Here is a 25,070-nt window from a genome sequence, read left to right as displayed (position 1 = left end):
GCGCGCCTCAGTCTTCGGTACGGAACAGGTCGAGCACGCGTTCGCGCTCGGCCGCGTCGACGGCGGCCGGCATCGGCTCGTCGGGCTTGCCGCGCTCGTACGGCGCATCGGGCGCCGGCGCAGCGCCACAGGCAAAACGGCTGCGGACGAACGGCGGCATGTCGGCGGTGCAGGTGCCGCGCGTGTATTCGGCGTACACGAAATCGCCGTCGACGAGCGCGACGTCCTGCGGCGGCGTCGCATCGACCGGCGTGCGTCCGTCGACGGCCGTCTTCATGTAGTCGAGCCATACCGGCAGCGCGAGCGTCGCGCCGGTCGCGCGTCCCATCGTGCGCGGCGTGTCGTAGCCGAGCCACGCGACCGCGACGATGCCCGATGAATAGCCGGCGAACCACGCGTCCTTCGAGCCGTTCGATGTGCCGGTCTTGCCGGCCGCGTCGTCGCGACGCAGCGCGAGCGCGCCGCGCGCGGTGCCGGCCTTCACGACGTCGCGCAGCATGCTGTCCATCACGAACGCATTGCGCGCCGACACGACGCGCGTGCCGTCCGGCGCCGACGCGTCGTACAGCGCGCCGCCATGACGCTGCTTCACCGACAGGATCAGCCGCGGCACCATCCGCATCCCGCCGTTCGCGAACACGCCGTACGCGCTCGCGAGTTCGAGCGGCGTCACGGCGCCCGCGCCGAGCGCGAGCGGCAGCGCCGCCGGATTGCGCTGCGCGTCGAAACCGAAGCCCACCGCGTGCTGCTGCACGTAGCGCGCGTCGGCCGCCTGCATCAGGTTGACCGCGACGAGGTTCTTCGAGCGCACGAGCCCGCGCCGCACCGGGATGAAGCCCTCGTAGCGGTTGCCGAAATTGCGCGGACGCCACGGCCGCGCGCCGGTTTCCGCATGCGTGAGCGTGCGCTGCGTATCGTCGACCAGCACGCCCGGGAAGTAGCCCTTCTCCAGCGCCGCCGAATAGACGAACGGCTTGAAGCTCGACCCCGGCTGGCGATACGCCTGCAATGCATGGTCGAACACGTTGCGGTCGAAATCCGCGCCGCCGACGAGCGCGAGCATGTCGCCCGTCGCCGCATCCAGCGACACGAGCGCGCCTTCGAGCCCGTTGCGCGCATCGCGCTTGCCGGGCTGGCGGCGCAGCATGCGCCCGAGCGCGGCCTCGGCCGCGCGCTGGTCGCGCATCGAGATCGTCGTCGTCACGTCGAGGCCGAGCGTATAGGCGTCGTCGTGAAAGCGCTCGACCATCATCCGGCGCGCGCGCTCCGCGACGTACGGCGCCGCGACGATGCCGGGCGGCGGCGTGGTCGCCAGCGCGATCGGCATGTCGACCGCCGCGCGATAGGTCGCATCGTCGAGTTCGCCGAGCGCATGCATGCGGCCGAGCACGTAGTTGCGCCGCGCGGTCGCGCGCGCCGGATTGACGACCGGGTTGAACGCGGACGGCGCCTTCGGCAATCCGGCGAGCACGGCCGCCTCGCCCGCGCTCAGCGCGTCGAGCGGCTTGCCGAAATACACGTTCGCGGCCGCCGCGAAACCGTAAGCACGCTCGCCGAGATAGATCTGGTTCATGTACAGCTCGAGCAGCTTGTCCTTGCCGTATTCGCGCTCCAGCTTGATGGCCATCAGGATCTCGGCGAGCTTGCGGCTCAGCACCTTGTCGCGCGTCAGGTAGAAGTTGCGCGCGACCTGCATCGTGATCGTGCTGCCGCCCTGCCCCGGCTGCCCGGTCACGACGTTCGCGAAGGTCGCGCGCGCGAGGCCGCCGACGTCGATCGCGCCGTGCTGGTAGAACTTCGCGTCCTCGGCCGCGAGCAGCGCGTGGCGCATCAGCAGCGGAATGCGTTCGAGCGGCACGAACTCGCGGCGCTCGACGCCGTACTCGGCCAACAGGTCGCCGTCGCGCGAAAAAATCCGCAGCGGCAGCGCGGGACGGTAGGCGGCCAGATGTTCGACGGACGGCAGTTGCGTCCAGATGCGGTGAATCGTCCATGCGCCGATGCCCGCGCACGCGAGCGTCACGCCGAGCAACGCGCCCGCGAGCATGCGCCATGCTCGGCGGCGGCGTGGCGGCGCGGACGGCGGCGCGGACGGCGGCGATGGGTTGGCGGTGGGGTCCGTCATGTCGGGCTCCTTCTTCAGTGCCGCGACGGCCGGCGCGCGAGCGGCGCCGATCGTCGCGAAAGGCGCGCATTGTCGAAGGGATGGCGCGAAACCGGAATATTCTTTAGCCAAAGTTTGGCTGGCTAAATTTTATTTAGGAAAGCGCGCCGGGGCCGTTCACGCGGTGCATGCGGGCCTATGGCATGTCGTCACGGCCGAGCGCACCGGGCGCGCGAGCCGGTTCGCTTGTACCATCGTCGGATGTTCGATCGATACCTCGACCTGTGGGGCCTCGCTCCCGACGGCGGCCCGATCCTGATCGCGAGCGGCGGCCTGTTGCCGGTCGTCTGGCGCACGCGGCCGGCAATGCTGAAAGTCGCGACGTGCGACGAAGAGCGTCGCGGCAATGCGCTGATGACCTGGTGGAACGGGGATGGCGCCGCGCGTGTGTGGCTGCACGATAGCGACGCGGTGCTGCTCGAACGCGCGCAGCCGGCGCCGACGCTCGCCGGCCTGTCCGCCGCGGGCCACGACGACGACGCGATCCGGATCGCATGCCGCGTGGTCGCGCGGCTGCATGCGCATCGCGCACCGGCAACGCCCGCGGTCGTGCCGCTCCCTGAATCGTTCCATGCGCTGCTGTCGCACGACACGGACGACGACGTGCTGCGACGTTCGGCCGAGACGGCGCACCGGCTGCTGGCCGTGCCGCCCGTCGACGACGTCGTGCTGCACGGCGACATCCATCACGGCAACCTGCTGTATTTCGGCGATCGCGGCTGGCTCGCGATCGACCCGAAGGGGTTGCGCGGCGACCGCGCGTTCGACTACGCGAACCTGTTCTGCAATCCCGCGCACGACCTCGCGATCGATCCCGCGCGCTTCGAGCGTCGCGTCGTGCTCGTCGCCGAGACAGCGCAACTCGAGCGGCGCCGGCTGCTGCAGTGGATCCTCGCGTGGGCGGGCTTGTCGGCGGTCTGGTTGATGGAAGATGAGTTGCCGCCCGATACGCGGCTGGAGGTCGCGAGGCTGGCCGCGAATGCGGTGGGTCTGTAGTGCGCGAGCGCACTGCCGCGCCGGCCACATCGCATCGCTTGGCCCGAAAAAATGTCCGCGTCAGATGGACGAGTTGATTCGTGCGAATGTCATCGGTCAACCGGGGCGCGTCGATCGCCGCATCAACCGATTCGCGCCCCATACGATCAGACCGGCGATACCGAGACACGCCCCGAGGACGAGAAGGAGCCAGATTCCTTCAACCTCATCGGCATGTGCGATCGTGTCGACACCGAAAAGCGCCATCACCGATTCGATAGTTGACGGAATCGACGTCTCGATTGGAAGTCGGACGAACCAACGCGCGAGCAGCACGCCGAGAGCGCCCGTTGCAAGAACATTGATGCTGTAGCGGACCGCTTTCATTTCCTGACCTCGACGATTCCATATGCCTTGATGGTGGTGCCCGGAATCGGAACCGTTGCGCCGTGCGCGCGAAATCATAGAGCCATCCCAAGCGACCGCCAGTCTGTCTGTCGACAATGTAGTAGAGGCCGCGCGGTAGCGGGCCCGATTTCGGTTTAGCGACTGATTCTGCTTCCGCTCGATTCCTTGCTCCATCCGGCACTTCTTCGGGTCCGCAAAAAGTGTCAATCTGTTTCCGGACGGGTCAAGGACGGGTCATCACAATGAAAAAAAGCCCGTCGGCACAGGCCAGCGGGCTTTCCGATCCAACGCGCGCGACGCTTAACGCGCCGGATTCAGCGTCAGGTTCATGTGACGGTTCACATCCTTGTACAGCAGGTAACGGAAGCGGCCGGGGCCACCCGAATAGCATGCCTGCGGACAGAATGCGCGCAGCCACATGAAGTCGCCCGCTTCCACCTCGACCCAATCCTGGTTCAGGCGATAGACGGCCTTGCCTTCGAGCACGTACAGGCCGTGCTCCATCACGTGCGTCTCGGCGAACGGAATCACGCCGCCCGGCTCGAAGGTCACGATGTTCACGTGCATGTCGTGACGCATGTCGCTCATGTCGACGAAGCGCGTCGTCACCCATGCGCCGTTGGTGCCCGGCATCGGGATCGGCTCGACGTCCTGCTCGTTGGTCACGAACGCTTCCGGCAGCGGAATGCCGTCGACGACCTGGTAGTGCTTGCGGATCCAGTGGAAACGCACGGCGGCATCGCTGACGTTGTGCAGCGTCCAGTCGGCGCCCGGCGGAATGAACGCGTAGCCGCCCGGCTTCAGCGTGTGCTGCTTGCCCTGCAGCGTCAGCTCGGCCTCGCCCTCGACGACGAACAGCACGGCTTCGGCGTTCTTGTCCTGCTCGGGCTTGTCGCTGCCGCCGCCCGGGTTCACTTCGACGATGTACTGCGAGAAGGTTTCGGCGAAACCCGACAGCGGACGCGCGATCACCCACAGGCGCGTGCTGGTCCAGAACGGCAGCCAGCTCGTGACGATGTCGCGCATCACCCCCTTCGGAATGACCGCGTACGCCTCGGTGAACATCGCGCGATCGGTCAGCAGATCGGTCTGCGGCGGGTGGCCGCCATGCGGCGCGTAATACGTTGTCTTAGACATAAAGCATCCAGGCAATGGGTTGGTCCGGCCCCGGGTCGCAACGGCAGGCGCGGCACGCGCGTGGGGCACGCGTGCGGCGGCGGGACATCGTTGCCGGGGTGGCTTGAAAGCGCGGGCGCCTTCGTTCGGTCGGCCAGCTTCGCGACGGGCCCATCCGGTTCAACTGGCGGGGCGACCCATGCTTGCGCGTCCGGCGGCCGGGCCGCGGACCCTCGGGGTCATGCGGCGGGGCACGGGGGACGGCACGGTTCGATTCCGTACGCGGGCAGCGTTGACGATAGCGAAGTCGATCCGGATCGACCAATTAAATGTTGCGATGCCATCCATTCGATTTCCCACTACCCGCCGGGGTGCGCGACGGCCGGCGAACGCGTGCCGCGGATGCGTCGGCGCATCAGGGAAATCCTGATGACCGGACGGCAACGCGTCGATCAGCGATATCGAATTAGGGTTGGCCGAAGCTGCCCGGCTGCATGTCGATGCAACGGGAGATGCCGTCTACAAGCGGGAAAAGTCAGGCGGGAGAGAGGGCGCCAACCCGTCGAACGAGGCTGGGCATGAACTGCCGAAGTGGGGATGCCGCCGGTCTTGCCGGCGACGGCCGCCCGGCTGAAGCTGCCGGGCCGGCTGTCGGATCGGGTACCGACGCGTCGGGCGCGCCGGTGCGCGAACCGCGCACCGTGCCGCGCCCGCGGCGATCAGTCCCAGTCGCGGTGGTGGCGATGCTTGCGGTGACGATGGCCGCGATCGCCATAATCGCCGCCGCGATCGTACGAGTTGCGCGACATGTTGCCGCCGAGCGCCGCGCCGGCGCCGCCGCCGACGGCCGCGCCCAGCAGGCCGCCCGTGCGGCCGCCCATCGCGTTGCCGGCCGCGGTACCCGCGCCGCCGCCGAGTGCGCCGCCGATGATCGCGCCGGTGCGTTCGCGACGGTTCGACGTCACGGCACCACCCGCGCCGCCGCCGATCGCGCCGCCGATCACGGAGCCCGTGCTGCCGCCGACTGCGCCGCCGACCGCTGCGCCGGCAACTCCGCCGAGCGCGCCGCCAAGCGCATTGTTCATGTCACCGGCCATTGCCGGCAGTGCGGTCGCGCCGGTCAGCACGGCGACGACGAGAGCGGGGGCGATTTTCTTCCACATTCCCGTATTCTTCCTTGTTCGCAATCTGGTTATTGAAGGTCCGCTCGTTACGACGATCTGAATCGATCGACGTCGATGCCGGCATTGTGCCGAAACCCGGACCAATTCATTTCAATGAGCTTGCGGCGAAGAATAGCACCGGTCGCGCCCCCTTGCCGTCGACATTCTGGTAACAAGTTGTTTACCGGAACAGGACCGGAAAAGGTTGCCGAATACCGCCGGCGAAGCCCGCCGGCAGGGGCTCCGGCCGTGGGCCGGCCGCACCCGAAGGCGGTGCCGGAAGCGCCCGTCGCGCGGGTTCGGACACACGTGGCAACACATCGCGGGTGCGCCACGGGCCGGCCGGGATCGACCGGGCCATCCAGGACGAACGAGGGTCAGTACACGCCCGGCAGCAGCCGCCACGTGTGCGCGCAGTACGCGTCGTATTCGGCGCCGAATTGCGCGCGCAGCAACGCTTCCTCGGAACGGATGCGGGCGACCAGCGGGATCATCGTCAGCGCGACGAGCAGCAGCCCGACGCCCGAGCGGAACGCGCACGCCCAGCCGGCCGCATTGACGAGCAGGCCGAGATAGCTCGGGTTGCGAATTCTCCGATAGATACCGTCCGTCACCAGCGTGTGGCCCGGCTGGATCGCGACGAGCCCGCTGAAGCGCTTGCCGAGCACGAACACGGGCCAGATGCGCAGCACGCCGCCCGCGACGTACAGCACGACGCCGGTCCAGCGCACGGTGTCGCCGCCGAAGGTCCATACGTCGAGCCGGTCGGTCAGCGCGGGCAGGTAAGCGAGCAGGAACCCGCTGGCCGCGAAGGCCGCGAGCACCCAGCGGTTGTCGCGGTTCTCGCGTTCGCCGGCGCTCAGGTTGCCTTCGGTGAACAACGCGGCGACGGCCAGCGCGAGCGTCGCGACGGCAATGACGGTCAGTTGCGGATGCGAGAAGAAGGCGGCGAACCCGCCGATGCCGAGCACGGCGAGCCCGAGATAGACGAGCGTGGAGACGCTCGCCACGATTGCGACCTTGCGCGTAACGGCCATGGCTGCCTCGCCGGAGTGGGCTTTCCTGTGAAGTATAGGAACCCGGGTGGGCAATGCGCACGCGCGCCGTCATGCGGCGCGCGAGTCGTCCCTGCGGGAAGCGGCGGCCAAGCGTCGAACGACGGGGCCGCTCGACGTGCGGGCGGCGCCCGCGCCTGCCGCCCGGTCAGCGAATGCGGAAGTTGCCGCCGATCCCGACGCTGACGGGCGGTGCGTAATAGGCCGGCGCATAGCCGTAGTAGGCCGGCGCGGGCGCGTAGTAGCCGTAAGGCGGCGCGACGTAGCAGCCGGACAGGCCACCGATCAGCGCAAACGTGATGAGGATTTTGTACATGGCTCGATTCCCGGCGAAGAGGGCACGTTGCATCTCGCGAAAGCCACGCCGTCGCAGCCTGCGACGGCCGGCACGGAAGAGACAACCGGCCCTTCCCGTCGCTCGATGCAGCAATGCGCGGAGTCTAGCGCCGGGGCCACCGGGACACGTTTCGCGAGCGGTTACACGTGTTACGTGGTGTGACCGCTGAAACAGGTGCGCACGGCGTCGCGGCACGCGCCCGCTGGCGCCGCCCGAACCACGCGCCGTCTACGCGTTACACGAAACGCGCGCGGATCCGCTCGGCGACCGATTCGAGCGTCGCCGAATCGGCGATGTCGCGCGCATGCATCCGCAGCTCGACGCCTTCCCAGCGCGGAATCACGTGGAAATGCACGTGCGGGACCGTCTGGCCCGCCGCCGCGCCGTTGAACTGGCCGATGAACACGCCGTCCGGTCCGAGCGCCGCGCGCACGGCCGCCGCGACGCGCTGCGTCATGCGGATGCCGGCCGCGGCCGCGTCGCCGGACAGCTCGAAGATCTGCGCGGCCGGCTCCTTCGGGATCACGAGCACGTGACCGTCGGCCTGCGGCATGAGATCCATGATCGCGAGGGTCGCGTCGTCTTCGGCGACCTTCACGCACGGCAGTTCGCCGCGCAGGATCCGGGCGAACGGGTTGTTGTTGTCGTAGGACATGGGCGTTTTCCGATGTTTGCGATTGCGGTTTGACTGGGAACGATGCCGGACGATTATCGGCCGACGGCGGTTCGGATTTCAACTTGTCAGGCCGTGTCGCCGTGGCGGCGAACAATGCGCGCCGGCTCGCGCGCAATGCCCGTCGCCGGATGGAATATCCGGCCGTCGCGATCCGTTTATTCGGAGTGCGGATTCGCACGGCAAGACTGCGGATCCGCGCCGGACATCCGTGCGCTGCGCAGGCCGGCAGCCGGGATGACTGCTCGCGATCATCAACCGGAGTCATGCCATGGACCCTCTCCCCTCCTGTCGTTCGCCCGCCCCGCCCGTGTTTGCCGCCGCGTTTGCCGTTCACCCGCCGATCCTCGCCCACGCCTGCCGCACGATGGCGCGCACGCTATGCCGCGCGGCTTGCGGCGCGGGGCTGATCGCGTTGTCGTCGGCTTTCGCGTGGGCCGGCGGCGGCAATTCCATCCTGCCGGTCTCGTCGGTCACGGCGTCGACCGTGCCCGCCAACGGCGACGTCAATCCGTACGGCATCGCGTTCGTGCCGCGCGGCGTGCCGAGCTGGAGCACGCTGAAACCGGGCGACGTCGTCGTATCCAACTTCAACGCGGCATCGAACACGCAAGGCACCGGCACGACGGTCGTCAAGCTGTCGCCCGGCAAGACGCCGGCAACGTTCTTCCAGGGCAGCAATCTCGGCCTGACGACCGCCCTCGCGGTGCTGCGCAGCGGCTTCGTGCTGGTCGGCAACGTGCCGGCACCGGACGGCAAGACCGTGGTCCCCCCGGGCTCGCTGCTCGTCATCGGTCCGCAAGGCAATCTCGTCACGCAACTGTCGAGCAGCACACTGCTCGACGGACCGTGGGACATGACCGTGATCGACCGCGGCCAGCGCGTGACCGCGTTCGTGTCGAACGTGCTGAACGGGACGGTCGCACGGATCGAGCTGATGATCGGCAGCGACGGCGTCAGGATGCTGCCGAGCTCGCGGATCATCGCGTCGGGCTACGTAAACCGGACCGATCCCGCTGCGCTCGTCGTCGGCCCGACCGGCCTCGCGTACGATCCCAACATCGACGTCCTGTATGTCGCCTCGACCGGCGACAACGCGGTGTTCGCGATCCAGAATGCCGCGACGACGAATCGCAACGGCGGCGTCGGACGGATGATCTACTTCGATGCGGCGCACCTGCACGGCCCGCTCGCGCTGGCGCTCGCGCCGAACGGCCATCTCGTGACCGCGAACGGCGACGCGGTCAACCCCGACCCGCTGCAACCGAGCGAGATCGTCGAATTCACGGTGGACGGGCGCTTCGTCGCGCAGATGCAGGTCGATACCGTGCCGGGCGCGGCATTCGGGCTCGCGTTCGGGCGCGGCAGCAAAGGCCAGCCGGAATTCGCGGCCGTCGACGACAACACGAATACCGCGACGGTCTGGACTCTGCGTTCGGACAACGACAACGCACAATGACGCATCACGCGAACGGGCCGCATGCGGCCCGTTCGAACCTGCGCGATCGACACATGCGATTCGCAGACGCCGGGCACCATGCCGCCTGACCGACGCCGCCCGGCGTCACCCGCCCCCGCGATTGCCACCGCTCGCCCGAACCTGCGACACTGCCGGATCGTTGCCATCGTTGCCGGCCGGCACGCCACCGAGGACGCTCGCGCATGACGATCCCCTTCAAATCGCTGATCCTGCGCGGTGCCGCCGTCGCGCTCGTCGCCGCGGTCGGCTATACCGGCTACATGCTGTCGCGGCTCGCGCCGATCGCGACGGGCTATGCCGCGAAGGCGCTGTGTTCCGGCGTGTTCGTGTCGGGCCGTCCGGCCGCGTCGGTGATCGACGTCGACATCATGGCCGGCGTGCATCCGCTGCTGAAGCTGGTGCGTCCGTCGATCGATCCCGAGCATCATCGCGCCGTCGCGACCTTCGCCGGATTCGCGCAACGCGAGGCGGACTTCCGGCCCGGGCTCGGCTGCACGCTCGCGCTCGGACCGTCGCCCGGCGTACTGCCGGCCGCGCTGCCGCCCGTCTCCGATCCGCCGCCCGCGCACGAAGCGGCGCCGGCCGCCCCGCCCGCCGGCATCGACGCACGCAAGCTGCAGGCCGCGCTCGACCGCGCGTTCGACGAACCCGACCCGGCGCGGCCGCGGCGCACCCGCGCGGTCGTCGTGATGTGGCGCGGCCAGGTGATCGGCGAACGCTATGCGCCCGGCTTCGCGGCCGACACGCCGCTGCCCGGCTGGTCGATGACGAAGACCGTGACGGCCGCGCTGGCCGGCATGCTCGTCGCGCAGCGCAAGCTGTCGCCGGACGCGTCGGCGCTGCTGCCCGAATGGCGCGACAGCGGCGATCCGCGCGCGGCGATCACGCTCGACGAGCTGCTGCGGATGACGAGCGGCCTGCAATTCAACGAGGACTACGACGACCCGCTGTCCGACGTCGCCGTGATGCTGTTCACGCAGCCGGACACCGCGCGTTTCGCGTCGGCCATGCCGCTCGCCGCGCAGCCCGGCACGCAGTGGTACTACTCGAGCGGCACGAGCGCGATCGTCGCGCGCGTGATACGCGAGGCGATGGGCGGCACCGAGGGCGACTACCTCGCGTTTCCGCGCCGCGCGCTGTTCGCGCCGCTCGGCATGCGCAGCGCGGTGTTCGAGCCCGATGCGGCCGGCACGCTCGGCAGCGCGTCGTTCATGTATGCGAGCGCGCGCGATTGGGCGCGCTTCGGGGAGCTTCTGCGGCAGGACGGGGTGTGGGACGGGCAGCGGCTGCTGCCGCAAGGCTGGGTGCGCTACCTGACGCGCGCGACGCCGCTGTCGACGCACCAGGAATTCGGCGCGCATCTGTGGGTGAAGGTGCCGGAGCCGTTCAACGATCGCGATGCGCACGCGAGCCCGCTGCCCGTCGACGCGTTTCATGCGGTCGGCCATGAAGGCCAGTTCGTGAGCGTGGTGCCGAGCCGCGAGCTGGTGGTCGTGCGGCTCGGGCTGTCGCGGCCGGAATCCGCATGGAATCACGAGGCGTTTCTCGCGCGCGTGCTCGAGGCCGTGCCGGCATCGGGCTCGTGACGGCCGCGGCGCGGCGGCGATGCGGCGGCAATCACGCCGCCGCGCCGCGCGCGACATGCGATGCGTTACGGGTTCGCGCTGCCCGCGTACTGCTTGAAGCCTTCGCGCGTCGCCAGGCGCTCGATGTAGCGCTTCACTGCCGGGAAATCCGGATGCTCGAACGGCGTGCCGAACCAGCGGTTCACCGACAGGCCGATCGGAATGTCCGCGAGCGTGAAGCGGTCGCCGGCCACGAACGCGCCGGTCGCTTCGAGCTGCGCGTTCAGTATCTGCATGTGCTTCGTCCAGCCCGCGATCGACTGCGCGATCGCCGCCGGGTCCTGGTGATCGGGCGACTTGCGCACGAGGCCGAGGAACGCGCCGACCCACGAACGGTTCAGGTCCGTGCCCTGCCAGTCGATCCACTGATCGACCCGCGCGCGCGCCTGCGGCTCGGCCGGATAGAGCGCGTCGCCGCCATAGCGGTTCGCGAGATAGCGGATGATCGTGTTCGACTCCCACAACACGAAGTCGTCGTCCTTGATGACCGGCACGAGGCCGTTCGGATTCAGCGCGAGGTAGGTCGGGTCGTTGGTCGTGCGAAAGCCCGCGCCCCAGTCTTCCTGTTCGAACGGCAGGTTCAGTTCGGTGCACAGCCACAGCACCTTGCGGACGTTGATGGACGGGATCTTGCCGAGGATGTGCAGCATGCAGGCTCCTTGTGAGGTCGAATGCGAAGCGTTCGGGATGCGCGACACGGCCCGGACGCGCTCCCGTCGAAGTTATACACGAGCCCGCGAGAATCGACAGCGCGTCAGGCGAAATCGCTGTTGCAGGCCCCGCTGCCTCGCTCACATCGGCTTGAGCACCATCAGGAAATAAACGCTCAGCATCGCGAAGAACGCCGGATAGCCGAGCAGCTCCCAGCGCTTCGCATAGCGCCAGTACCGTTCCGGCAGCGCGGCAGCGCCGTTCGCATGCGCGAGCTTCGCCATCGCGGCCAGTTCGATCTGCAGCCATACGACCGGCAGCCAGCACGCGCCTGCGACCGCATACAGCACGATCGACGCAACCAGCCATGGCGTCGTCCACGGCCAGCCGGCCGTATGCGCGAGCCACAGCCCGGATGCGGGCTGGAACAGCACGGCCGGCGTCGTGAACCACCAGTCCGCGCGCACGACGAGGCGCGACACGGCGGCAATCGCCGGCACCGAGCGCGTGCGGTTCGCGAAGAACAGATAGAACGCGGTGCCGAAACCCGTGCCGACCATCAGCACCGAGGACAGGATATGCAGCGTCTTGATCACGAGATAGGTGTTCATGCGTGTTCTTCTTCTGAAAAGAGGATCAACAGGATCGCCAGAATCGGCACGTTCTTGAGCACGGGGCCGAACGGCTCGGCGAGCAGGCCGGGCATCGTGACCGCGATGACGGCCGAATACGCGACGATCAGCGCGCCTTGCGCGGCCCACAGCCGGCGGGACGGCGCGACGACGGTCGCCACGCCGAACGCGAAGTCCAGCGCGCTGGCCGCGTAGAGCGCGATCAGCGCGGGCAGACCGGTCAGGTGCGCGCGGGCGAGCATCGCGAGGCTGTCGTGCCGCGGATGGATGAACGCGCTGACGATGGCCGTCCAGATCCAGACGATCGCGAGCGCGCCCAGCAGCAGCGGCCGCCGCCACATCGCGAGCGCGTCGCGGCGCAGCGCGGCCGCGTCCGCGCCGATGAAATGCCGCAGCCCGCGCGGCGGCCGGCCGAGCACGGCCGCGAGCGCCGCGGGGTCGCCGGTGTTGCCGCCGCGCAGCATCGTCCACGTGTCGCGGGTCAGCATCGCGCCCGGCAGCGCGCCGAGCAGCGCGGCCGCCGCACCGACCAGCGGGCCCGGCAGCGCGATGCGCGCCGCCGGCGGGAAGCCCAGCGCGGCGCGATAGACGCTCAGCATCTCGCGATACTCGACTTCGTCGCCGCCGACCGCGTCGATGACCTGGTTGCCGGCCGCCGGCGCAACGACGAGCCGCGCGACGAGTTCGGCGAGATCGTCGACGTGCACGGGGCGCAGCCGTTGCTGGCCGCCCGCCGGCAATGCGTGCACGGGCAGGCTCGCGAGCATCCGGAAGAACCGTGCCGACGTGCCGGAAGCGCCGTAGACGAGCGCCGGGCGCACGATCCGGTAATCGAGCGGCAGCGTCCGCAGGAAGGTGTCGGCTGCGTACTTGCTGGCGAAATACGGCGTGTCGCCGCGCTCGACGCCCAGCGCCGAGATCTGGATCACGCGTCGCACGCGGGCACGGCAGCACGCGATGAAGAGCGCGCCGGGCGCCGCGCGATGCACGGTGTCGAACGTCGCATCGCGCCGGTCGGCGAGGATCCCGACCGCGTTGATCACCACGTCGACGCCGTCGAGCCGGGCGAGCCACGCGTCGGGATCGACGTCCTTCGCGAAGTCGATCGCGACGTCGTGCGGGCCGACCGCATGCCGCACGCCGCGCAGCACGCGATGGCCGCCGGCTTCGAGCCGCGCGCCCAGCGCCCGCCCGATGAAGCCGTTCGCGCCGCAGACGAGGATGTTCATGTCGCACTCCGCGGTGCGGCATGCCGGCGGGTCGATCGCGATGCCCTGTTCATTTTCGTCCTCTACCTACAGTTATTTCTGTAAAGACAGAAATTTCACTTTCAAAAAAAGCGGGCTGCGTGCCCGCACGTCCGGTACCGCTTACTTCGACGACTTGCGCCTGACCGTCTGGCTGATCTTCGCGCCGATGCCGAGCGCCTTCATCAGCGTGTCGGGCTTGAGCCGCAGCATCTCGTCCGACCAGGTCGTGAGCGTCTCGACGAACTGCAGCGTGTCGCGGATGCGCTGTTCGGTTTCGCGACTCTCGTCGGCGATCTCCGGGCTCGTCAGGCAATCGCGCAGCACCGTGAGCGTTGGTTCGATCTCGCGCTGCCGCCGCCCTTCGACGATCAGCTTGAACAGTTCCCAGATGTCGGTCGACGTCTCGAAGTGGTCGCGCCGATCGCCCAGCACGTGCACGACCTTCGCGAGCCGCCACGCCTGCAGTTCCTTCAGGCTCGTGCTGACGTTGGAGCGCGCGACGTTGAGCGTCTCGGCGATCTCGTCGGCCGCAACCGGCCGGCCGGCCAGGTACAGCAGCGCGTGAATCTGCGAGACGGTGCGGTTGACGCCCCAGCGCGAGCCCATTTCGCCCCAGTGGAGGATGAATCGTTCGGCAATCGGTGTGAGTTCCATGGCGGGAAATTTAGTTTTTTCAGTTATTTCTGTCAAGAGAGAAATAACGGGCGGCGACGCGAATGGCTGCCTCGACGGTCCGCCCGCGGGCGACTGCGAACGCCGCCGCGGCTCGCCTCTCCCGCCCTGCCGCCCGCTTCCATTACAATGCGCGGGATTTTTCCGATTTCAGGCCGTCCGCGCCTTTCTGACTAGAGGTTCTCCCATGATCATCAAACCGCGCGTGCGTGGCTTCATCTGCGTGACCACTCATCCGGTCGGCTGCGAAGCCAACGTCAAGGAACAGATCGACTACGTGACTTCGCACGGCCCGATCGCCAACGGTCCGAAGAAGGTGCTCGTGATCGGCGCGTCGACCGGCTACGGCCTCGCCGCCCGGATCTCGGCCGCCTTCGGCTCGGGCGCGGACACGCTGGGCGTGTTCTTCGAGCGCGCCGGCAGCGAGACGAAGCCGGGCACCGCCGGCTGGTACAACAGCGCCGCGTTCGAGAAATTCGCCGCCGAAAAGGGGCTCTATGCACGCAGCATCAACGGCGATGCATTCTCCGACAAGGTCAAGCAGATCACGATCGACACCATCAAGCAGGATCTCGGCAAGGTCGACCTGGTCGTCTACAGCCTCGCGGCACCGCGCCGCACACACCCGAAGACGGGCGAAACGATCAGCTCGACGCTGAAGCCGGTCGGCAAGTCGGTCACGTTCCGCGGCCTCGACACCGACAAGGAAGTGATCCGCGAAGTGTCGCTCGAGCCGGCGACGCAGGAAGAGATCGACGGCACCGTCGCCGTGATGGGCGGCGAGGACTGGCAGATGTGGATCGACGCGCTCGATGAAGCCGGCGTGCTGGCCGACGGCGCGAAGACGACCGCGTTCACGTATCTCGGCGAGCAGATCACGCACGACATCTACTGGAACGGCTCGATCGGCGAAGCGAAGAAGGATCTCGACAAGAAGGTGCTGTCGATCCGCGACAAGCTGGCCGCGCATGGCGGCGACGCGCGCGTGTCGGTGCTGAAGGCCGTCGTCACGCAGGCGAGCTCGGCGATCCCGATGATGCCGCTCTACCTGTCGCTGCTGTTCAAGGTGATGAAGGAAAAGGGCACGCACGAAGGCTGCATCGAGCAGGTGTACGGGCTCCTGAAGGACAGCCTGTACGGCGCGACGCCGCACGTCGACGAGGAAGGCCGTCTGCGCGCGGACTACAAGGAACTCGATCCGCAAGTGCAGGACAAGGTCGTCGCGATGTGGGACAAGGTCACCAACGAGAACCTGTACGAGATGACCGACTTCGCGGGCTACAAGACGGAATTCCTGCGCCTGTTCGGCTTCGAGATCGCCGGCGTCGACTACGACGCGGACGTGAACCCGGACGTGAAGATCCCGGGCATCATCGACACGACGGTCTGACGAAACGCCCCGCCGCCGCGCTCATCGAGCGGGCGGCGGGGTCGCGTTGCCGGCCGAGTCAACGCGGCGCCGGCTCTTCCAGATAGACGCCCGACGACAGCGTGGCCTTCACCTGCCGCGTGAACTCGTCGGTCGACACTTCCTCCTCCCCTGCTTCGATTGCCTCGTAGGCCTGGCGCACGACGTCGGCCGGCGTGGCCTTCGGCACGTCGAGGCCGGCCGTCAGGTCGGTATCGATGAACCCCGCATGCAGCCCGACGACCTGCGTATGCTGCTCGCGCAGCGAATGCCGCAGCCCGTTGGTCAGCGCCCACGCGGCCGACTTCGACACGCCGTAGCCCGACAGGATCGGCCGGTTCACCCAGCTCGCGACCGACAGCACGTTCAGGATCGCGCCGCCACCCTGGCCGGCCAGCGTTCCCGCGAAGGCGCGCGACATCGCCAGCATCCCGAACACGTTGGTTTCGAAGTGATCGCGCAACGCGTCGACCGCGCCGTCGTCGGTCAGGCTGCCGAGTCGCGCGATGCCCGCGTTGTTGATCAGCAGCGTGACGTCGCGCGCGATATCGGCGGCCGCGGCGACCGCCGCCGGATCGGTCACGTCGAGCCTCACGGGCATCACGCCCGGCAGCGTCACGCTGGCCGGATCGCGCGCGCCCGCATAGACCTTGCGCGCCCCGCGTTCGAGCGCCTGCTTCGCGAACTCGCGGCCGAGCCCGCGGTTCGCGCCCGTGACGAACACCACTGCACCTTCGATCTTCATGCTCGTTCCTTTCGGAGAAAGGATCCCGCTCGCGCCGGTTCGCCGCGCGCCCGGGATCCGGTGATAAACCACGCTGCCATCGCGTACCGAACCGTTGCTCCGCCGGTGCCGTGCCGGAAGCCGGGCAGTCCGCCGCCCACGCCACGCCGCACCCGGGACCGACATCCATCCGTGCCGCGCCGGTCGCTTCGCTTCATTCACGAAGTCGGCTACACTCGATGTCAATGTCGATCACCATTGTCTTTGCGGTGCATTGTGTCAGCGCGATTTCGACGCGTCAATGGCGATCACCATTGTGTTTTTCAATCGACGCAATTGCCGGAATGAGGGAGGGATCGATGGGCGTCTCGAGACAACAGGCCGCCGAAAACCGCAACGCGATCGTCGCGGCCGCCGAGCGGCTGTTCCGGGTGCGCGGTGTCGACGCGGTGGGGTTGACGGAGCTGATGAAGGAAGCCGGCTTCACGCAGGGCGGCTTCTACAACCACTTCAAATCGAAGGATGCGCTGGTCGCCGCGGTGATGGAGAAGGCCATCCAGGACCGCGCGGATTCACCGAACGCCGGCAGCGTCGCGAAGCAGGCGACGGCGTACCTGTCGATCACGCATCGCGACAACGTCGAAGCCGGCTGCCCGCTATCGGGTTTCGCCGGCGACGCACCCCGGCTGACCGACGCGGCGCGCGCGTGCTACGCGCACGGCGTCGCCGCGTATCTCGACCGGCTGGAACGGATGGTGGCCGCCGAAGGCTCGGCCGCGGCGGACACGCGCCGCGACGCGATCACCGTCTTCAGCCAGATGGTCGGTGCGCTCGTGCTGTCACGCGCGATCGCCGGCACCGATCCGGCGCTGGCCGACGAGATCCTCGACGCGGGTCGGCGCACGCTCGGCGCGCAGCCCGACGATCCGGCCGTGCCGGCGTAGCGGCACGACGGGCGCCGGTCGCGCGCGGTCGCTATTGCACGGCCCTGGCGGCGTCCCACAACGGCCGCTGGCCGAGCGCCGCATGCCACGCTGCAAATTGCGTGCGCCACGACTCGAACGGCTCCGTCAGCGGATGACGCGGATCGTCGCTGAGCGCATACGCCATCCCCTCGATCAGCCAGCGCGGCTTGGTCGCGACCGCGAGATTGCCGAGCACTTCGGCCTGCCGGTGGTGGATCAGCTCGTGGGCGAGAAAGTAGGTCTGCCAGCCGCGCGGCGCGACGACCACGCCGAAATCCCCGAGCGTCAGTGCCGCGCGTTCGCCGAGACCGAACTGGTCGGCACACGCGCGCGTCGAGCAGAACACGACGCGCGGCGCGTCGCGAAACGGGCCGACGGCCGCGGCCGCGCGCGCGTAGCCGTCGCGATAGAGCTGCTGCGCGATGCCGAGCTTCGCGGCATCGTCGGTGCAGATGTCCGCGCTCGGGCATGACACGCCGGGCAGCAGCGCGGGCGCGACGACGCGCAGCGGCTTGACGAGCGCGTAGGCGGCGATCGGCACCGCGACGAGCAGGCCCGTGAGGGCGAAAGCGACATGGGAGCGTTTCATCGAGACGGCGATTCCGTTGGCGGTGCGATGGCGTGTTCCAGCACGAATATATCGGAGCCGCGGCGGCGCCGGCCGGCTTTTCTTGTTCACCCGGCTTCCGACGCCGGTACTGCTGCGCCGCCGTGCACGCGCGCCGGTCGCGCCCCGGATCGCGACCGCATCCGGCCCCGTTACGCGAGCTGCTTGTGAAAATACGTCGTCGCGCACAACGCGCCGTCGGGCATCAGCGCATAGTTCGGCACGACGCCCACGCGCTGCCAGCCGGCCCGCTCGTACAGGCGCTCGGCATCGCCGCCCGTCACGGTGTCGAGCACGAGCACGGTCTTGCCGGCGGCGCGCGCGGCGTCGTCGGCGGCCGCCATCAGCCGCGCGGCGACGCCCTGCCGGCGCGCATGACGCGACACGAGCATCTTCGCGATGTCCGCTCGATGCGGCTGGTTCTCCGGCTGCGCGGTCACGAGTTGCACGGTGCCGACGATCCGGCCGGCCGCGTCCTCGGCGATCAGCAGGATGCGCTCGCCGCTCGCGACGCCGTCGGCAACCCGCGTCCAGAACGCGACGGCCGTCGAGCGTTCGATCGGCAACATGAAGCTGACGGACGCGCCGCCTTCGACGCAATCGATCAGCACGTCGGCCAGCGCGCCGATGCAGGCGCGGGCTTCGCTCGCGTCGACGCGGCGGACGGTCACAGGTTCTGTCATACCCTCTCCGGTATATCAGGCGGGGCACGCGTTCGGCCGACGTGCGCCCGGATCGAATGGAATGCCGGCGTTGCCGATACATGCGCAACGTCGGCGGATGCCCGGCAACACGACGCCGGCCCGGTCGGCGCGTGTTACCACCCCATCATCCTAAGCGACGAAAATTCCCGTTGCATTGCCTACACTTAGCCGCATGGCCAACTTTCAACCCGGCATTACCGACGTATTCCAGGCGCTCGCCGATCCGACGCGCTGCGCGATCGTCAGCGCGCTCGGCAACGGCGTGCGGACCGTTTCGGAACTGGCCGCGCCGTTCGACATGGCGCTGCCGTCGCTGATGAAGCATGTCGCGGTGCTCGCGCGCAGCGGCCTCGTCACGACCCGGAAAACCGGCCGCACGCGCACCTGCGAGCTGGTCGGCGGCCGGCTGGCCGAAGCCGAGCAGTGGCTCGCCGCGCAGCGCGCGCTGTGGGAAGCGCGCGCCAATCGTCTCGTGGAATTCGTCGAACGCCGTCACCAGGAGGAACACGCGCATGTCAACCCGCCACGTCGACCCCGCCGAAGCTCATGACCTCGTCATCACACGCACGCTGCGCGCGCCGCGCCAGGCGCTCTGGCGCGCGTGGACCGATCCCGAACTGCTGAAGGAATGGTGGTGCCCGAAACCGTGGACCACCGAAGTCCGTGCGTTCGACCTGCGCCCGGGCGGCGCCTTCCACACGTTCATGCGCGGCCCCGACGGCGGCACGAGCGACAACCCCGGATGCTTCCTCGACATCGTGCCGGAAGCGCGCATCGTGTTCACGTCGATGCTCGCGGGCGGCTGGCGGCCGCAGGTGCCGTGGCTGGGCTTCACGGCGATCGTCACGATGGCGGATGACGCCGCCGGGTGCCGCTACGAGGCGCGCGTGATGCATCCCGACGCCGCGACGCGCGAGCGCCACGAGGCACTCGGCTTCTTCGAGGGCTGGAACACCTGCATCACGCAGCTCGACGAATTCGCGTCCGCATTGCGCTGAATACGCACGGGCGCGGGCCATTGCATGGCGCCGCGCGCGCGCCTAGGATTCCTGAAGGAAGCGTGACGACACGCCGGCATCCGGCGTGCACCGTCGCGCGCGCTCCGCAGGAGGCCACATGCTGCAGATGCACACGCATTCGACCCGGGTCAGCCGGCACCTGAACGCACCGCGCGGGCGCGTCTACCGTGCGCTGCTCGATCCGCACGCCGTCGAACAATGGAAGGTGCCGGACGGCATGACGTGCCGCGTGCTCGCCTACGACGCGCGCGAAGGCGGCGCGCTGCGCGTGTCGCTGAGCTACGACGAACCGTCGGACGGCACCGGCAAGACCACCGCGCACACCGACACCTATCACGGCCGCTTCGTGACGCTCGTGCCCGACGAACGGATCGTCGAAATCGACGTGTTCGAAACCGACGATCCGATGCTGCGCGGCGCGATGACGATCACGATCACGCTGTCCGACGAAGCTGGCGGCACACGCGTCGATGCGGTGCACGACGGTGTGCCGCCCGGCGTACCGGCGGCCGACAACGAGACCGGCTGGCGCATGGCGCTCGCCCGGCTGGCGGCGCTGGTCGAGACGGGCTAGCTAGCTAGCGCGACGCGACGTGCGCGGTACGCGTCAACCGAGCCGGTACGCGTGCGAGACGGTCCCGCGGAACAGCGCATCGCGCTCGTCCGGGCTCGCGTGTGCGGTCAGTCGCTTGAACGCGTTCCAGCCGTTCGCGTACGAATACGAGCCCTTGTCGACCGGAAAATTGCTCTCGAACATGCAGCGCTCGGCGCCGAACGCCTCGATGCACGTGAGCATCCACGGCTTCCACGCGGCGGCGAGCTGTTCGGACGACGGCGGCCGCGCACCCTTCTCGAAATCGAACCCGTTGATCCGCATGCCGAGACCACCGACCTTCACGAATACGTTCGGCAGCTGCGCGAGTGCGCGCATCGACGCCGACCAGCGCTGGAAGACTTCCGGCCGCTGGTCCGCATAGCTCGCGATCCGCACGACGCCGCCGCAATGATTGACGACGATCCGCGTGTCGGGGTTCGCCTTCGCCAGATCGAACAGCTCGGGCAATTGAGGAAAGAACAGCCACGCGTCGTACGACAGTCCGAGCGGCGCGAGCTGCGCGACGCCGGCCCGGTACGCGGGATCGAGCAACAGCCCGCGCGGCACCGCCGACAGCGGGTTGGCGAGCGACGGATCGGCATCCCAGGTACTCAGGTGTCGAACGCCGCGAAAGCGTCCGCGCCCCGCGTCGACATGCGCTTCGAGCACGTCGCGCACGCGCTCGCCGAGCCGCAGGTCCGCGTGCCCGACGATGCCTTTCGCGACGGCCGGGCCGCTGTGTTGCAGCGGCTCCGTCACGCCGGCGACGTAGGCCGTCTCGCCGACCGGCTTCAGTTCGGCCGGGCCCGCGTCGCGATAGCGCGTCAGCGCCTGCATGTAGACGGATGCCTGGACGTTGTGGCCGGATCGCGCGTCCTGCAGATAGTCGTCGAGCATGTAGATCCAGCCCGGCCGCTCGTAGAAGTGATGATGCGCATCGACGATCGGCAGATCCGGATCGAGTGCGGGTTCGAGCGCAGATGCGAGCCAGTCGCTTCGCACTGCGAGATAGTTGCCTTGGGTCGTCATGCGGGAAGGTCCGTTTTCAGCCGGCGCGCGCGTATCGGCCCATGCAGGCAGGGCGAGCGATGCTGCGGCCGCACCGAGCAACCGGCGTCGTTTGATCGAAATGGTCGCATCCATGTCATTCGCTCCGATCGAATGCGTACAGCGACAGCGTGAGCAGCGTCGTGATCGCCAGGACGATCGCGAGGCCGAGCATCCCGGCCGTGAAGGTGCCGAAGCCGTCCTTCAGGTAGCCGACGAGATAAGGACCCGCGAATCCGCCGAGCGCGCCGATCGAATTGATCAGCGCCAGCCCGCCGGCCGCCGCCTGGCCGGACAGGAAGCGCGAAGGCAGCGTATAGAAGATCGTGCGGCCGGCAATCGTGCCGATCAGCGCGAGCGTGATGCCGACGAGTGCGGGCCCGAGCGTCAGGAAGTGGGTCGACACGCCGAGCGCCACCGCGCCGATGGCCAGCCCGATCGCCAGGTTCGCGATCGGGCCGCCGCGCCGGTCCACCCGCTTCGCCCACCACAGCAGCGCGACGGTCGCGAAGAAGTACGGCACCGCGGAAAGCCAGCCCGTCTGCATCGTCGACATGCCGTGTGCCTTGAGCATCTGCGGCAACCAGATGCCGATCCCGTAAGAACCCATCGTGAAGCCGAACGAGATCAGCGCGAGCACGTACACGCGCCCGTCGCGCAGCGCGACGCCGAAGTGCTTCTTGCGGCCGGCGCCCGCGCCTTCGCGCTCGAACGCGCGCTGCAGCGCGGCACGCTCGGCGCTCGACAGCCACGCGGCATCCGCGGGCGAATTGGAAAGCAGCTTCAGCACGAGAAAACCGAGCGCGCACGCCGGCAGCCCTTCGACGATGAACATCCACTTCCAGCCTGCCAGGCCGAGCGCGCCGTCGAGCTGCAGCAGCCACGTCGACAACGGGCCGCCGATCAGCGACGACAGCGGTGTCGACACCGTGAACCACGCGAGCACGCGAGTGCGGTAACTCGCCGGAAACCACACCGCGAGGAAAAAGATCACGCCCGGAAAGAAGCCCGCTTCGCCGATGCCGAGCAGCAGCCGGATCGCATAAAAACTCGTCGGCCCCGTCGCGAGCGCGGTCGCCGCCGCCATCAGTCCCCACGTGATCATGATGCGCGCGAGCCAGCGCCGCGCACCGAAGCGATAGAGCGCGAGATTGCTCGGCACTTCGAACACGCAATAGCCGGCGAACATGATCCCCGCGCCCCAGCCGAACTGCGTCGCGGTCAAGCCGAGATCGCGGTTCATCGTCAGCGCCGCGAACCCGACGCTCGTGCGGTCGAGGTAGTTGAAGAAGTACGCGAGCGCGAGCAGTGGAATGAAACGCCACGCGGCCTTGCGCACGGCCCGTTGCTCGATCGACGCGTCGGTCTCGCGATCGGCGGCCAGCGCCGGGGAAGCGGATGTCATGGTTGTCTCCGTGGATGCGGCGCTCCGCGCCCGCGCGATCGCACGGGCAGGACGCCTTTTGTTCGTTCGATGGATCGCGGCGGCGCTACGCGCTCGCCACTTCGTTCGCCGAAGGCGCATCGGCCGCCACGCCCGGCGGTTGGCCGTCCGCACCGTGTCCGTGCGACCCGGCGACGACGCCGGCAGCGATCAGCGCCCGGGCCTCGTCCGGCGTATAGCCGAGCTCGCCGAGCAACGCGCACGTGTCCTGACCGAGCGCGGGCGGCGCCGCGCGCAGCCGCAGACGCTCGCCCGCGAGCGTGAGCGGCAGCAGCGCGGTGCGCGTGTCGACCGGCCGGCCGGCGCTGCTCGCGTCGGCCGGCAGCGTCACGGCTTCGAGCCCGCCCGTCGCGAGCAGGTGCGGATCGTCGAACAGGTCCTGCGGCTTCGTGATCGGCGCATACGGCAGGCCGATCGACTCGAAGATCGCGCCGATCTCCGCCGCCGAATGCGCGGCGAGACGCGCACGCAGTTCGGGCAGCAGCCACTCGCGGGCCTGCACGCGCAAGTTGTTGGTTGCAAGACGCGCATCGTCCTTCAGCGCGGCGAGGCCGAATGCGTCGCAGAACAGCGCCCACTGCGTGTCCGATACGACCGCGAGAAAGATCTGCTCGCCGTCCTTCACCGAAAACACGTCATAGACTGCCCACGCGGAAATGCGGCTCGGCATCGGCGACGCGGCCTGCCCCGTCACCGCGAACTGCATCATGTGCTGCGCAACGAGGAACACGTTGTTCTCGAACAGCGAACTCTGCACCTGCTGGCCGCGGCCGGTGCGTTCGCGCTGCGCGAGCGCGGCCATCGCGCCGATCGCGCCGAACATCCCGCCCATGATGTCGTTCACGCTCGAGCCCGCACGCAATGGCCGGCCTTCGGGGCCCGTCATGTATGCGAGACCGCCCATCATCTGCACCACTTCGTCGAGCGCGGTGCGATGTTCGTACGGCCCCGGCAGGAAACCCTTGTGCGACACGTACACCAGGCGCGGATTCAGCGAGGACAACGCGGCATGGCCGAGACCGAGCCGATCCATCGTGCCGCTCTTGAAGTTCTCGCTGAACACGTCCGCCGTCGCGACGAGCCGCCGCACGATCGCGAGCCCGCGCGGATCCTTCACGTCGACCGCGAGGCTCTTCTTGTTGCGGTTGAACATCCCGAAGAAGCCCGCGCCGGAACCGCGCAGCGCACGCGTGCTGTCGCCCGCGATCGGTTCGATCTTGATGACTTCCGCGCCGAGATCCGCGAGCAGCATGCCGCAGGTCGGGCCCATCACCATGTGCGTCATCTCGATCACGCGCACGCCTTCGTACGGCAGCGCCGCGGCCGGTTGGCGATCGTTCATTGCGCGACTCCCGTCTGGCAACCTTCCGGCTGGGCCGCCGACGGCGCACGGCCGTCCGCGTAACGGAACCCCTTCGGCAGCCCCGCGTCCGGCACGTGGCCGTACAGCGGCTCGGCAGGCAGCGCCGCGTGCAGGATCGCGCGCGCGGCGAGCAGCGCATCGGCGTCGATGCCCGTATCGACGCCCATCGACTCCAGCAGGAACACCAGATCCTCGGTGACGATGTTGCCGGTCGCGCCCGGTGCATACGGGCAGCCGCCAAGGCCGCCCTGGCTCGCGTCGATCGTCGTCACGCCGGCGTCGAGCGCGGCGACGACGTTCGCGAGCCCCTGCCCGCGGGTGTTGTGGAAGTGCGCGCCGCCGGCCTTGTCGCCGACTTCGCGTTGCAGGCGCGTGAACAGCCGGCGCACCTGCGCCGGGTTCGCATAGCCGCTCGTATCGGACAGACCGATCTCGTCGACCCCGCATTCGGCCATCGCGGCCGCCATCGCGATCGTCTCGTCGTCGGAGACCGCGCCGGCGATCGTGCAGCCGAACGCGACCGACACGCCGGCCTCGATCCGCACCGACGGAAACCGCGCATCGCGCAGCGCGACGATCGCGCGCACCTCGTCGATCATCTGCGCGGGCGTCTTGCGGATGTTCGCCAGCGAGTGCGCCTCGGTCACCGAAACCGGCAGCGTCAGCTTGTGGATGCCCGCCTCGAACGCGCTTTCGGCGCCACGCAGGTTCGGCGCGAGCGCGGCGACGTGCAGCCCGGGAATCGCCAGCGCATGCGCGACGACTTCCCGCACGTCGGCCATCTGCGGCAACAGCCGCGCGGGCACGAACGACCCGACCTCGATCTCGCGCAGGCCGGCCGCGGCGAGCGCGGTGATCCAGCGCCGCTTGTCGGCCGTCTGCATCACGGCCTTGATGCTCTGCAGGCCGTCTCGCGGCCCGACCTCGCTGACCAGCACCTCTGGATACCCGGAAACGCTCATTCGACACCTCATAGTTCTATCTAAAAGAACA

The 25,070-nt window shown here is 68.7% G+C and carries 26 protein-coding genes; 8 read left to right on the top strand and 18 right to left on the bottom strand.

Annotated elements, in window-relative coordinates:
* Positions 1–7 precede the first annotated feature (7 nt).
* Entirely contained in the window at positions 8–2,125 is a 2,118-nt protein-coding gene (locus tag U4Y91_RS17265; RefSeq protein ID WP_321806044.1) for a PBP1A family penicillin-binding protein, read from the bottom strand.
* A gap of 240 nt (positions 2,126–2,365) precedes the next feature.
* Here U4Y91_RS17265 and U4Y91_RS17260 point away from each other — a divergent pair, with 240 nt between their 5' ends.
* A complete protein-coding gene (locus U4Y91_RS17260) occupies positions 2,366–3,160 on the top strand; it encodes an aminoglycoside phosphotransferase family protein (RefSeq protein WP_321806043.1) in 795 nt (264 codons plus the stop codon).
* Positions 3,161–3,256: 96 nt separating this feature from the next.
* On the opposite strand, the gene U4Y91_RS17255 is transcribed toward U4Y91_RS17260, so the two are convergent.
* From U4Y91_RS17255 to U4Y91_RS17230, 6 genes are all read right to left on the bottom strand, one after another.
* Positions 3,257–3,526, bottom strand: coding sequence for a hypothetical protein (locus tag U4Y91_RS17255; RefSeq protein ID WP_321806042.1), 270 nt, complete (start codon positions 3,524–3,526; stop codon positions 3,257–3,259).
* 321 nt (positions 3,527–3,847) lie between these two features.
* On the bottom strand, positions 3,848–4,684 hold the full coding sequence (locus U4Y91_RS17250) for a bifunctional allantoicase/(S)-ureidoglycine aminohydrolase (RefSeq protein ID WP_124486110.1): 837 nt from the start codon (positions 4,682–4,684) through the stop codon (positions 3,848–3,850).
* 698 nt (positions 4,685–5,382) lie between these two features.
* On the bottom strand, positions 5,383–5,826 hold the full coding sequence (locus U4Y91_RS17245) for a hypothetical protein (RefSeq protein WP_321806041.1): 444 nt from the start codon (positions 5,824–5,826) through the stop codon (positions 5,383–5,385).
* Between the two features lie 377 nt (positions 5,827–6,203).
* Positions 6,204–6,863 carry an isoprenylcysteine carboxylmethyltransferase family protein gene (locus tag U4Y91_RS17240; protein WP_321806040.1) on the bottom strand — a complete coding sequence of 220 codons (660 nt, stop codon included), beginning with the start codon at positions 6,861–6,863 and terminating at the stop codon, positions 6,204–6,206.
* 166 nt (positions 6,864–7,029) lie between these two features.
* The gene (locus tag U4Y91_RS17235; RefSeq protein WP_185500310.1) at positions 7,030–7,197 is read right to left on the bottom strand and encodes a hypothetical protein; all 168 of its coding nucleotides are present in this window, start codon (positions 7,195–7,197) and stop codon (positions 7,030–7,032) included.
* A 256-nt stretch (positions 7,198–7,453) separates the two neighbouring features.
* Positions 7,454–7,873, bottom strand: coding sequence for an HIT family protein (locus U4Y91_RS17230; protein WP_044848523.1), 420 nt, complete (start codon positions 7,871–7,873; stop codon positions 7,454–7,456).
* Positions 7,874–8,162: 289 nt separating this feature from the next.
* Here U4Y91_RS17230 and U4Y91_RS17225 point away from each other — a divergent pair, with 289 nt between their 5' ends.
* Entirely contained in the window at positions 8,163–9,350 is a 1,188-nt protein-coding gene (locus U4Y91_RS17225) for a hypothetical protein (RefSeq protein ID WP_321806039.1), read from the top strand.
* Between the two features lie 203 nt (positions 9,351–9,553).
* Entirely contained in the window at positions 9,554–10,957 is a 1,404-nt protein-coding gene (locus tag U4Y91_RS17220; protein ID WP_321806038.1) for a serine hydrolase, read from the top strand.
* A gap of 65 nt (positions 10,958–11,022) precedes the next feature.
* Here U4Y91_RS17220 and U4Y91_RS17215 read toward each other — a convergent pair whose 3' ends face one another.
* The 4 genes from U4Y91_RS17215 to U4Y91_RS17200 all read right to left on the bottom strand — a co-directional run bounded on the left by U4Y91_RS17215 (position 11,023) and on the right by U4Y91_RS17200 (position 14,183).
* Positions 11,023–11,646 (bottom strand): glutathione S-transferase, encoded by a 624-nt coding sequence (locus tag U4Y91_RS17215; protein ID WP_321806037.1) that lies wholly within the window; start codon positions 11,644–11,646, stop codon positions 11,023–11,025.
* Positions 11,647–11,787: 141 nt separating this feature from the next.
* Entirely contained in the window at positions 11,788–12,258 is a 471-nt protein-coding gene (locus tag U4Y91_RS17210; protein WP_124486106.1) for a DUF2269 family protein, read from the bottom strand.
* Positions 12,255–13,508: an SDR family oxidoreductase gene (locus tag U4Y91_RS17205; protein WP_321806036.1), complete on the bottom strand. Its 1,254-nt coding sequence runs from the start codon at positions 13,506–13,508 to the stop codon at positions 12,255–12,257. Before U4Y91_RS17205 ends, U4Y91_RS17210 begins: the two co-directional genes overlap by 4 nt.
* A 141-nt stretch (positions 13,509–13,649) precedes the next feature.
* Positions 13,650–14,183 carry a GbsR/MarR family transcriptional regulator gene (locus U4Y91_RS17200; RefSeq protein WP_006760784.1) on the bottom strand — a complete coding sequence of 178 codons (534 nt, stop codon included), beginning with the start codon at positions 14,181–14,183 and terminating at the stop codon, positions 13,650–13,652.
* A 205-nt stretch (positions 14,184–14,388) separates the two neighbouring features.
* Here U4Y91_RS17200 and fabV point away from each other — a divergent pair, with 205 nt between their 5' ends.
* Positions 14,389–15,591, top strand: a complete 1,203-nt coding sequence (fabV, locus tag U4Y91_RS17195) for an enoyl-ACP reductase FabV (protein WP_321806035.1) — start codon at positions 14,389–14,391, stop codon at positions 15,589–15,591.
* A 58-nt stretch (positions 15,592–15,649) separates the two neighbouring features.
* On the opposite strand, the gene U4Y91_RS17190 is transcribed toward fabV, so the two are convergent.
* Positions 15,650–16,354 (bottom strand): SDR family oxidoreductase, encoded by a 705-nt coding sequence (locus U4Y91_RS17190; RefSeq protein WP_321806034.1) that lies wholly within the window; start codon positions 16,352–16,354, stop codon positions 15,650–15,652.
* A gap of 338 nt (positions 16,355–16,692) precedes the next feature.
* On the opposite strand from U4Y91_RS17190, the gene U4Y91_RS17185 reads away from it, so the two are divergent.
* Positions 16,693–17,277 (top strand): TetR/AcrR family transcriptional regulator, encoded by a 585-nt coding sequence (locus U4Y91_RS17185; protein WP_321806033.1) that lies wholly within the window; start codon positions 16,693–16,695, stop codon positions 17,275–17,277.
* A gap of 31 nt (positions 17,278–17,308) precedes the next feature.
* Here U4Y91_RS17185 and U4Y91_RS17180 read toward each other — a convergent pair whose 3' ends face one another.
* Both U4Y91_RS17180 and U4Y91_RS17175 read right to left on the bottom strand, forming a co-directional pair.
* Positions 17,309–17,887: a hypothetical protein gene (locus U4Y91_RS17180; protein ID WP_321806032.1), complete on the bottom strand. Its 579-nt coding sequence runs from the start codon at positions 17,885–17,887 to the stop codon at positions 17,309–17,311.
* Positions 17,888–18,057: 170 nt separating this feature from the next.
* Complete coding sequence (locus U4Y91_RS17175) at positions 18,058–18,588, bottom strand: GNAT family N-acetyltransferase (RefSeq protein WP_321806031.1); 531 nt, start codon at positions 18,586–18,588, stop codon at positions 18,058–18,060.
* A 193-nt stretch (positions 18,589–18,781) separates the two neighbouring features.
* Here U4Y91_RS17175 and U4Y91_RS17170 point away from each other — a divergent pair, with 193 nt between their 5' ends.
* The 3 genes from U4Y91_RS17170 (at position 18,782) to U4Y91_RS17160 (ending at position 20,202) form a co-directional block, all read left to right on the top strand.
* Positions 18,782–19,159: a metalloregulator ArsR/SmtB family transcription factor gene (locus U4Y91_RS17170; RefSeq protein ID WP_321806030.1), complete on the top strand. Its 378-nt coding sequence runs from the start codon at positions 18,782–18,784 to the stop codon at positions 19,157–19,159.
* Entirely contained in the window at positions 19,122–19,607 is a 486-nt protein-coding gene (locus tag U4Y91_RS17165) for an SRPBCC family protein (RefSeq protein ID WP_321806029.1), read from the top strand. The genes U4Y91_RS17170 and U4Y91_RS17165 overlap by 38 nt, the downstream gene beginning before the upstream one ends.
* 118 nt (positions 19,608–19,725) lie before the next feature.
* Positions 19,726–20,202 (top strand): SRPBCC family protein, encoded by a 477-nt coding sequence (locus U4Y91_RS17160; protein ID WP_044848511.1) that lies wholly within the window; start codon positions 19,726–19,728, stop codon positions 20,200–20,202.
* 33 nt (positions 20,203–20,235) lie between these two features.
* On the opposite strand, the gene U4Y91_RS17155 is transcribed toward U4Y91_RS17160, so the two are convergent.
* The 4 genes from U4Y91_RS17155 to U4Y91_RS17140 form a co-directional block, all read right to left on the bottom strand.
* Positions 20,236–21,366 carry an amidohydrolase family protein gene (locus U4Y91_RS17155; RefSeq protein WP_321806028.1) on the bottom strand — a complete coding sequence of 377 codons (1,131 nt, stop codon included), beginning with the start codon at positions 21,364–21,366 and terminating at the stop codon, positions 20,236–20,238.
* Position 21,367: 1 nt separating this feature from the next.
* Positions 21,368–22,675: an MFS transporter gene (locus U4Y91_RS17150; RefSeq protein WP_321806027.1), complete on the bottom strand. Its 1,308-nt coding sequence runs from the start codon at positions 22,673–22,675 to the stop codon at positions 21,368–21,370.
* Between the two features lie 85 nt (positions 22,676–22,760).
* Positions 22,761–24,056, bottom strand: coding sequence for a CaiB/BaiF CoA-transferase family protein (locus U4Y91_RS17145; RefSeq protein WP_321806026.1), 1,296 nt, complete (start codon positions 24,054–24,056; stop codon positions 22,761–22,763).
* Complete coding sequence (locus U4Y91_RS17140) at positions 24,053–25,039, bottom strand: hydroxymethylglutaryl-CoA lyase (RefSeq protein ID WP_321806025.1); 987 nt, start codon at positions 25,037–25,039, stop codon at positions 24,053–24,055. The genes U4Y91_RS17145 and U4Y91_RS17140 overlap by 4 nt, the downstream gene beginning before the upstream one ends.
* Positions 25,040–25,070 lie beyond the last annotated feature (31 nt).

It is taken from the genome of Burkholderia sp. BCC1993 (assembly GCF_905339865.1).
Taxonomy (GTDB): domain Bacteria; phylum Pseudomonadota; class Gammaproteobacteria; order Burkholderiales; family Burkholderiaceae; genus Burkholderia.
This window is presented reverse-complemented; position numbering and strand designations above follow the sequence as displayed.

What these genes read in the sequence shown, in the direction of transcription:
- U4Y91_RS17265 (WP_321806044.1), bottom strand. Translation starts at nt 2,125, where the DNA reads ATGACGGACCCCACCGCCAACCCATCGCCGCCGTCCGCGCCGCCGTCC.
- U4Y91_RS17260 (WP_321806043.1), top strand. Translation starts at nt 2,366, where the DNA reads ATGTTCGATCGATACCTCGACCTGTGGGGCCTCGCTCCCGACGGCGGC.
- U4Y91_RS17255 (WP_321806042.1), bottom strand. Translation starts at nt 3,526, where the DNA reads ATGAAAGCGGTCCGCTACAGCATCAATGTTCTTGCAACGGGCGCTCTC.
- U4Y91_RS17250 (WP_124486110.1), bottom strand. Translation starts at nt 4,684, where the DNA reads ATGTCTAAGACAACGTATTACGCGCCGCATGGCGGCCACCCGCCGCAG.
- U4Y91_RS17245 (WP_321806041.1), bottom strand. Translation starts at nt 5,826, where the DNA reads ATGTGGAAGAAAATCGCCCCCGCTCTCGTCGTCGCCGTGCTGACCGGC.
- U4Y91_RS17240 (WP_321806040.1), bottom strand. Translation starts at nt 6,863, where the DNA reads ATGGCCGTTACGCGCAAGGTCGCAATCGTGGCGAGCGTCTCCACGCTC.
- U4Y91_RS17235 (WP_185500310.1), bottom strand. Translation starts at nt 7,197, where the DNA reads ATGTACAAAATCCTCATCACGTTTGCGCTGATCGGTGGCCTGTCCGGC.
- U4Y91_RS17230 (WP_044848523.1), bottom strand. Translation starts at nt 7,873, where the DNA reads ATGTCCTACGACAACAACAACCCGTTCGCCCGGATCCTGCGCGGCGAA.
- U4Y91_RS17225 (WP_321806039.1), top strand. Translation starts at nt 8,163, where the DNA reads ATGGACCCTCTCCCCTCCTGTCGTTCGCCCGCCCCGCCCGTGTTTGCC.
- U4Y91_RS17220 (WP_321806038.1), top strand. Translation starts at nt 9,554, where the DNA reads ATGACGATCCCCTTCAAATCGCTGATCCTGCGCGGTGCCGCCGTCGCG.
- U4Y91_RS17215 (WP_321806037.1), bottom strand. Translation starts at nt 11,646, where the DNA reads ATGCTGCACATCCTCGGCAAGATCCCGTCCATCAACGTCCGCAAGGTG.
- U4Y91_RS17210 (WP_124486106.1), bottom strand. Translation starts at nt 12,258, where the DNA reads ATGAACACCTATCTCGTGATCAAGACGCTGCATATCCTGTCCTCGGTG.
- U4Y91_RS17205 (WP_321806036.1), bottom strand. Translation starts at nt 13,508, where the DNA reads ATGAACATCCTCGTCTGCGGCGCGAACGGCTTCATCGGGCGGGCGCTG.
- U4Y91_RS17200 (WP_006760784.1), bottom strand. Translation starts at nt 14,183, where the DNA reads ATGGAACTCACACCGATTGCCGAACGATTCATCCTCCACTGGGGCGAA.
- fabV (WP_321806035.1), top strand. Translation starts at nt 14,389, where the DNA reads ATGATCATCAAACCGCGCGTGCGTGGCTTCATCTGCGTGACCACTCAT.
- U4Y91_RS17190 (WP_321806034.1), bottom strand. Translation starts at nt 16,354, where the DNA reads ATGAAGATCGAAGGTGCAGTGGTGTTCGTCACGGGCGCGAACCGCGGG.
- U4Y91_RS17185 (WP_321806033.1), top strand. Translation starts at nt 16,693, where the DNA reads ATGGGCGTCTCGAGACAACAGGCCGCCGAAAACCGCAACGCGATCGTC.
- U4Y91_RS17180 (WP_321806032.1), bottom strand. Translation starts at nt 17,887, where the DNA reads ATGAAACGCTCCCATGTCGCTTTCGCCCTCACGGGCCTGCTCGTCGCG.
- U4Y91_RS17175 (WP_321806031.1), bottom strand. Translation starts at nt 18,588, where the DNA reads ATGACAGAACCTGTGACCGTCCGCCGCGTCGACGCGAGCGAAGCCCGC.
- U4Y91_RS17170 (WP_321806030.1), top strand. Translation starts at nt 18,782, where the DNA reads ATGGCCAACTTTCAACCCGGCATTACCGACGTATTCCAGGCGCTCGCC.
- U4Y91_RS17165 (WP_321806029.1), top strand. Translation starts at nt 19,122, where the DNA reads ATGTCAACCCGCCACGTCGACCCCGCCGAAGCTCATGACCTCGTCATC.
- U4Y91_RS17160 (WP_044848511.1), top strand. Translation starts at nt 19,726, where the DNA reads ATGCTGCAGATGCACACGCATTCGACCCGGGTCAGCCGGCACCTGAAC.
- U4Y91_RS17155 (WP_321806028.1), bottom strand. Translation starts at nt 21,366, where the DNA reads ATGGATGCGACCATTTCGATCAAACGACGCCGGTTGCTCGGTGCGGCC.
- U4Y91_RS17150 (WP_321806027.1), bottom strand. Translation starts at nt 22,675, where the DNA reads ATGACATCCGCTTCCCCGGCGCTGGCCGCCGATCGCGAGACCGACGCG.
- U4Y91_RS17145 (WP_321806026.1), bottom strand. Translation starts at nt 24,056, where the DNA reads ATGAACGATCGCCAACCGGCCGCGGCGCTGCCGTACGAAGGCGTGCGC.
- U4Y91_RS17140 (WP_321806025.1), bottom strand. Translation starts at nt 25,039, where the DNA reads ATGAGCGTTTCCGGGTATCCAGAGGTGCTGGTCAGCGAGGTCGGGCCG.